The following is a 6,817-nucleotide window of genomic DNA, read 5'->3' as shown; positions in this document are numbered from 1 at the left end:
CCGCCTATCTCATGCGGATTTTCGGTATCGATGGAGAGATGGTCAGCGAAAAGCCGCTGGAAAACACGCCGGATGTGGCGCTGCTCTCGGAAGACGCCGCTCTGAAAGCAAAACTTGCCGACTATATCAGCGCCAATCTCGCGGCGATTGATCTCGGTGTCTACGAAATCCCGCATGACTTCCTGGCGAAGAAGGTCATCTCGTGGTCGACTTTCGGCAGCGCAAGGCAGGCCAATCACCCGTTCACGCCGCTATTCCAGCCCGCGGATTTTTCTGGGCTCGACTATTCCGCGCTGAAGCTGGTGCGCACGCCGGAAGCGCTGGTCGAGCGGCTCGACAATGGCGCCTGCCAGGGTTGTCATCAAGCTGGTTCGACCGCTGGTTTCCATTTCATCGGCCCCGATGACAAGACGACCTCGCCGCTGAACCGCATCGAGGTCGGTATCTCGCCGCATCTTCATGCCGAGATGCCGCGACGCGAGGCCTGGCTGCGCGCGACCGCAGAGGGCAAGGACCCGAACCGATTCCGCCCATTGTCCTTCGCGCCCCCGGCCGCATGGCAGGATGCCGGCGAAGTCGCCTATCTGCCGGCCGAGGTGGCGATGCCGTGTCTGATGCCGGAGGATGCGGCCGGCTTCGGCACGACCTGGCAATGCGGCGGCGGCACCGTCTGCACGGTGCTGGCGACTGCATCGGGCGTGCGGACGAAGCAGGCGCAATGCTTGTTGCCCAAGGACAGCGAAAAGATGTTTTCCGGCCATCCATGTCTGACCGGCTCGATCACCAGCAACCCGGGGCAGCCTTTCAATGACCGCTACAGCATATCAGGCCAGTTCGCGGCCTTCGCGACCGACATTTCGCGCGCCGCCTACACCTGCCGGCCGCCGAAGATCGGCGTGCCGGCCGGCATTGCCTATCGCGGCTGCGACGACAAGGATCGTGCCTTTGCCGCCTTCAAGCCGGGCAAGCCGATGCCGAACGAGATCTGCGGGCTGGTTGGCGGGAAAAAATTCGACATTTGCGTGGCGACCAACAATTTCGACCAGTGCCTAGGCGGCGCGGTCAACCGCGGCAACCGGCCGGCCTGCTCGGCCGATCATTTCTGCCGTGAGGATTATATGTGCCAGTCGCTACCGCCCGATACGCCTGGTATCGCCAGGGTGAAAGGTATCGGCTTCTGCTCGCCGACCTATTTTATCTTCCAGATGCGCATCGACAATCATGCCACGCCGTGGTTGGGCGCCGTCCGCGCGACGATGGGCGCGGGGTTCGGCGCGGCGGAAGCGGAGTGACCGGTACCTCGTCGCAAAAATCCAAATGGATTGCCTACCGATCGAGATAATCGGCGATTTTCGATGTCCATTCACTGTCGAAATGGCGAACTCGCTCTGCGACCATTTCATTGCTCAGCAGGCTCGACAGGGCAGGAACCAAAACCGGCTCTACCGTTGGAACGGAGCTATATCCAAGAGCAGTCAGACGTTCCGACCATGGTGGATGGTCCGCCTTCTCGTTATCGGGGGCGTCCCAGGCCTTCAGTGCATATTCTTGCAGAAGGCTCGTGCTCGACAAGTCGCTGCACACCGCCAGAACTCTATCGAGCGGCGGGCGAGGCGGTGCCATCGCGCCAAGCAACTCACGCTTGAGCGGATTGTAAACCCGATCATCGAAGAACTTATCGGCTGCGGCGATCAGGAGCAGGGCGCGCGCCGCTTCGTGTGAATCGCCTGACATTGCCGCATGACGATCGGCATCGATTTCCGCTCGTCGCGATAGCCGTATTCCTTCGCGTTCCAGAGAGTACGACAGCGGAGCCAGCATCCAGTAAAACAGGCTGCCGGAAACTGTTTTTCCGGGAGGAGCATATTCGAAAATCAAATCGAAGCTTTTGTCGAGCTCGGCAAGATTGAGACCGCCGTTTGTGTCCCTGTTTTTCAGATGAGCGTTTTCGTGAGCAAGGATTGCCGAAAATGCCTTTTCGTCGGTCACGGCAAGCAACGGGATACCGACGGTCAAGATCGCCCGACGGCCAAGCAGACCCAGAAACGGGCGCTCTTCCCCAATGCTGGCGTTCACATCACTGCTTAGCACAATCGTCGTCTGGCTGGCGCGATGTTTGCCAGCCACGCTTTCCCACACTGCCCACAATTTTGGCGCCGAGTCCCGAGTAATACCTTCCACCCTGCTAGCCCGAAACCCGGCAAACAATGCTCCAATTAACAGAACGAAAGCCAGCATTGCAGCCGGTACGGCAATAACACCGCCCGCGATAGCCGCGAGCGGATGCCGGTCAAGGAGCAGCAGCCAGAGGAGCACCGGGCAGAAAAGCGGCAGAACAAAAAGCAGGACGGCAAACCTGCCGAAGTGCTCTCCCGTGTAGAGGACCAGGCGCGACATCAGCGTCTCACAACGGAATGTTGTCGTGCTTCTTCCAGGGGTTCTGCATATCCTTGTTGCGCAGCATGCGGAGCGCGCGCGCAATGCGGCGGCGGGTCGAATGCGGCATGATCACCTCATCGACATAGCCGCGCTCGGCGGCGACGAAGGGCGACAGGAAGCGATCCTCGTAAGCCTTTGTATGCGCTGCGATCTTCTTCGCATCGCCGATGTCCTTGCGATAGATGATCTCGACCGCGCCCCTGGCGCCCATCACCGCGATCTGCGCCGTCGGCCAGGCATAGTTCATGTCGCCGCGCAGATGCTTTGACGCCATCACGTCATAAGCGCCGCCATAGGCCTTTCGGGTGATGACGGTGATCTTCGGGACGGTCGCTTCGGCATAGGCGAACAAAAGCTTGGCGCCGTGCTTGATCAGCCCGCCATATTCCTGCGCGGTGCCAGGCAGAAAGCCTGGAACGTCGACAAAGGTGACGATCGGAATCGAGAAACAGTCGCAGAAGCGCACGAATCGCGCCGCCTTGCGGCTGGCGTCGGAATCGAGCACGCCGGCCAGCACCATCGGCTGGTTGGCGACGAAGCCCACCGTGCGGCCTTCGACGCGGCCGAAGCCGGTGACGATGTTTTTCGCAAAACTCTGCTGGATCTCGAAGAAGTCACCCTCGTCGGCAACTTTAAGGATCAACTCCTTGATGTCGTAGGGTTTATTAGCGTTGTCGGGGATCAGCCGGTCGAGCGACAGATCGTGATCGGTGACCGACTGGTAGCATTCGATCTCGGGGATATCAGCCGTATTGGAGGCAGGCAGCAGATCGACCAGCCGGCGCATCTGCAGCAACGCCTCGACGTCATTGTCGTAGGCGCCATCGGCAATCGAGGACTTGGTCGTGTGGACGGAGGCGCCGCCGAGGCTCTCGGCAGTCACCGTTTCGTTGGTGACCGTCTTCACCACGTCCGGCCCGGTGACGAACATGTAGGACGTGTCGCGCACCATGAAGATGAAGTCGGTCATGGCAGGCGAATAGACGTCGCCGCCGGCGCAAGGGCCCATGATCAGTGAAATCTGCGGGATAACGCCGGAGGCGAGCACATTGCGCTGGAATATCTCGGCATAACCGCCAAGTGCTGACACGCCTTCCTGGATGCGGGCGCCGCCGGCGTCGTAGAGGCCGATGATCGGTGCGCGGTTGCGCAGCGCCATCTCCTGCACCTTGACCACCTTTTCGGCGTGGGCCTCGGACAGCGAGCCGCCGAACACGGTAAAGTCCTTGGCGAAGACATAGACCGGGCGGCCATTGACGGTGCCCCAGCCGGTGACGACGCCGTCGCCGGCGATTTTGGTCTTCTCCATGCCGAAATCGGTCGAGCGGTGCTCGACATACATGTCGAACTCCTCGAACGAGCCCTCGTCGAGAAAGACGTCGATGCGTTCGCGCGCGGTGAGCTTGCCCTTCTTGTGCTGAGCGTCGATGCGGGCCCGGCCGCCGCCCATGCGCGCCATGTCGCGGCGGCGCTCGAGTTCCTTCAGCACGTCCTTCATCGCTCGATCCCCAAAAACGGAAAGCCTGATTTGTGGTAATCATGGCAGCAGGGCAGCGCAAGCGCCGCTTCGCCATGGCTTTCGCTGCGCTGCAACATAACGCCCCTTGCATTTCGCGGCGAACTGGGCCATATGCGGCGACATAGGCGCTTGGGCCGGGAGTATCCGGCCTTCTCGACGAATGAGACTGGTTGCGTCTGTTTTCCCTCTTTCCGAGATCGGCAAGGCGGCGAAAAAGCCCCGCGGCATGATGCATGCGGGCACGACAGCGCAGCCGCGCGGACGATTATGTCCGCCGCCTTGTCGTTCCATGAGAATTTTCGACGGCAGGTTGCGCCCTGCCGCCACTGATGTTTGCGGCCAGGACCCGCGTGAAAGAAGAATATTTTGACCAACGAAAACACTTTGGCCGGTAAGGACACTGGGGAACTTTCGGGTTTCGCAGCACTTGGAATTACCGACGCGCTGCTCAAGGCCACCCACGGCGCCGGCTTCACTGATCCCAAGCCGATCCAGGCCCAGGCGATCCCGCCGCAGCTGGAAGGCCGTGACATTTTCGGCATCGCCCAGACCGGTTCGGGCAAGACCGCGGCGTTCGCGCTGCCGATCTTGTCGAAGATCATCGCGCTCGGCACCAAGCGCCGGCCGAAGACCGCTCGTGCGCTGATTCTCGCGCCGACGCGCGAACTGGCGGTGCAGATCGAAGATACCATCAAGATCCTGGCCAAGGGCGCGCATGTCTCGACCGCGCTGGTGCTGGGCGGCGTCTCGCGCTTCAGCCAGGTGAAGAAGGTTGCCCCCGGCGTCGACATCCTGATCGCCACGCCTGGCCGGTTGACCGACCTGGTGCGCGAGGGCGACCTCGTGCTTGCCGACACCAAATGGCTGGTGCTCGACGAGGGCGACCGCATGCTCGACATGGGCTTCATCAACGACGTCAAGCGCATCGCCAGGGCAACCGCGCCGGACCGTCAGACGGTGCTGTTCTCGGCGACCATGCCGAATGAAATCGCCGAGCTGGCGAAAGGCCTGCTGAAGAATCCGATCCGCGTCGAGGTCGCGCCGCAGAGCACAGCGGCGGCCGAGATCGTGCAGGGCGTCGTCTTTGCCCGCACCAAGCAGAAGCGCCAGGTGCTGTCGACGATGCTCGCAGACGAGGCGATGAAGTCCGTCATCATTTTTTCGCGCACCAAGCATGGCGCCGACAGGGTGACCAAGGACCTCGAGCGCGACGGCTTCAAGGCCGCCGTCATCCACGGCAACAAGTCGCAGAACGCCCGCCAGAAGGCGCTCAACGATTTCCGCGAGGGTTCGGTGCGCATTCTTGTGGCGACCGATATCGCGGCGCGCGGCATCGACGTGCCCGGTATCAGCCACGTGGTGAATTTCGACCTGCCGGACGAGGCGGAGAGCTATGTCCACCGCATCGGCCGCACCGGCCGCAACGGCATGGACGGCATCGCCATCACGCTTTGCGACCCGTCCGAGAACAGCAAGCTGCGCCAGGTCGAGCGCATTATCCGCACCAAGCTGCCGGTCGTTGCCGACCATCTCGGCAGTCCCGACCCGCAGCGCAATCCAGCCGAAAAGAACGAGCGCAGCTTCGAGCCGGCCAACGACCGCAATAGCCGTCGCGACGGCAGGCGTCCCGGTGGCCAGAACAACGGCTTCGGCAAGAAGCGTTTTGGCGACAAGCCAGCCTTTGTCGGCGAGCGCAAGCCGGAAGGCGCCAAGCCCTTCAAGGGCAACAACAAGCGTCGTTTCGGCGGCAAGCGGCCAGCGGCGCGAGCTGCGTAAGCCTATAGTTGCATCTGGCTGGCCTGTCGGGCTCGGCTTGGTTTGCGGGATCTGAAAAAGGCGATCGGAGCGATGCTTCGGTCGCCTTTTTCGCCTGAGATCTACTTCACCACCGCCTGAATCCAGACGACAATGCGCTGCGCGAGGAAAGCCGTTGTTGCTGGCGACAGTGCGTCACCTGCAATGACGTGGTTGTCCCGATCGCCGGCATCTTCGACCGGCACCAGTTCGTGCGCCGCGCCCCAGCGCCCGGCGATTTCGCGGGTGCGGTCTGACCGCACGATCCTGTCCGAATCCGAAAAGATGAACAGGGCGGGGATGTTCGCCTTCTCCACCGGCGCGCCATAGGCAAGCTCGGTCAGCGCTGCCATCGGTTGCGTCGCGGCGATCGGATAGCGGTAGGTCCAGAATTTCTCGTGCAGCGGGTTGCGCGGCGGGAAGCTGCGCTCCTCGCCGGCGAAGAGTTGGGCGATTCCTCTGCCCCAAGGCATGGTCAGGAGTTCGGCGCCCGAAGCCCTAACGCCGAAATTCGGCGAGATGAACGCGATTGCGGCAACACCGTCTGAAGCGCCCGGCTGCGTCGCAGCCCAGGCCGCCAGCGAGCCGCCGGTCGAGGTAGCGATGACGATCACCTTGTCGCCGATCGCCCGGCCGATGGCGAGCGCTTCCGCATAGTCGTTGATCCAGGCGTTGACGCTGCCATCCGCCATCGCGGCACCGCCCTGTCCGTGGCCGGTGAGGCGGGTGTAGAAGAGGTTGGCGTCGAGCTGGTCGGCCACCTCGTCGGGCAGCGGACGAACCTCGCCCTTCGACGCCGAAAAGCCGTGGACGTAGACGATCGACAGCGGCGTCCTGGCATGAATCATCGGATTGGCCCAGATGATTTCCTTTTCAAGTCCGTCGCGGATATCAGGCACGGCCGCCTCCCGGCGTGCCAGATAGGCTTGCGGATCATCGCCGATCAGGGAAGAATCGAAGCGAACCGTGGTGTCGACGTGGACGCGCGGGCCAAGCGCGAAGGCGAGGACAAGAATGAGGGTGAAAGCCAGCATTGCAAGCACGATTCGTCGCCCCATCGCAGAC

General features: G+C 62.2%; 4 protein-coding genes and 1 pseudogene. 2 read left to right on the top strand and 3 right to left on the bottom strand.

What is annotated here, in order from left to right:
* Window positions 1–1,292: pseudogene (locus EOA85_RS23305) on the top strand (hypothetical protein); the annotation flags it as partial.
* Window positions 1,293–1,326: 34 nt separating this feature from the next.
* Here EOA85_RS23305 and EOA85_RS23300 read toward each other — a convergent pair.
* Together EOA85_RS23300 and EOA85_RS23295 are read right to left on the bottom strand one after the other, a co-directional pair.
* Complete coding sequence (locus tag EOA85_RS23300) at window positions 1,327–2,397, bottom strand: M48 family metallopeptidase (RefSeq protein ID WP_127211332.1); 1,071 nt, start codon at window positions 2,395–2,397, stop codon at window positions 1,327–1,329.
* 7 nt (window positions 2,398–2,404) lie between these two features.
* Window positions 2,405–3,937: an acyl-CoA carboxylase subunit beta gene (locus EOA85_RS23295; RefSeq protein ID WP_127211331.1), complete on the bottom strand. Its 1,533-nt coding sequence runs from the start codon at window positions 3,935–3,937 to the stop codon at window positions 2,405–2,407.
* A 387-nt stretch (window positions 3,938–4,324) separates the two neighbouring features.
* Between EOA85_RS23295 and EOA85_RS23290 the strand changes: the two genes are divergently transcribed.
* Window positions 4,325–5,734 carry a DEAD/DEAH box helicase gene (locus tag EOA85_RS23290; RefSeq protein WP_127211330.1) on the top strand — a complete coding sequence of 470 codons (1,410 nt, stop codon included), beginning with the start codon at window positions 4,325–4,327 and terminating at the stop codon, window positions 5,732–5,734.
* 101 nt (window positions 5,735–5,835) lie between these two features.
* Here the strand turns inward: EOA85_RS23290 and EOA85_RS23285 are convergent, their stop codons facing one another.
* A complete protein-coding gene (locus tag EOA85_RS23285) occupies window positions 5,836–6,810 on the bottom strand; it encodes an alpha/beta fold hydrolase (RefSeq protein WP_127211333.1) in 975 nt (324 codons plus the stop codon).
* Window positions 6,811–6,817 lie beyond the last annotated feature (7 nt).

Source organism: Mesorhizobium sp. M5C.F.Ca.IN.020.29.1.1 (assembly GCF_003997375.1).
GTDB lineage: Bacteria > Pseudomonadota > Alphaproteobacteria > Rhizobiales > Rhizobiaceae > Mesorhizobium > Mesorhizobium wenxiniae.
The sequence above is the reverse complement of the archived record's forward strand: the minus strand, read 5'-3'. Positions and strand labels throughout refer to the sequence as shown.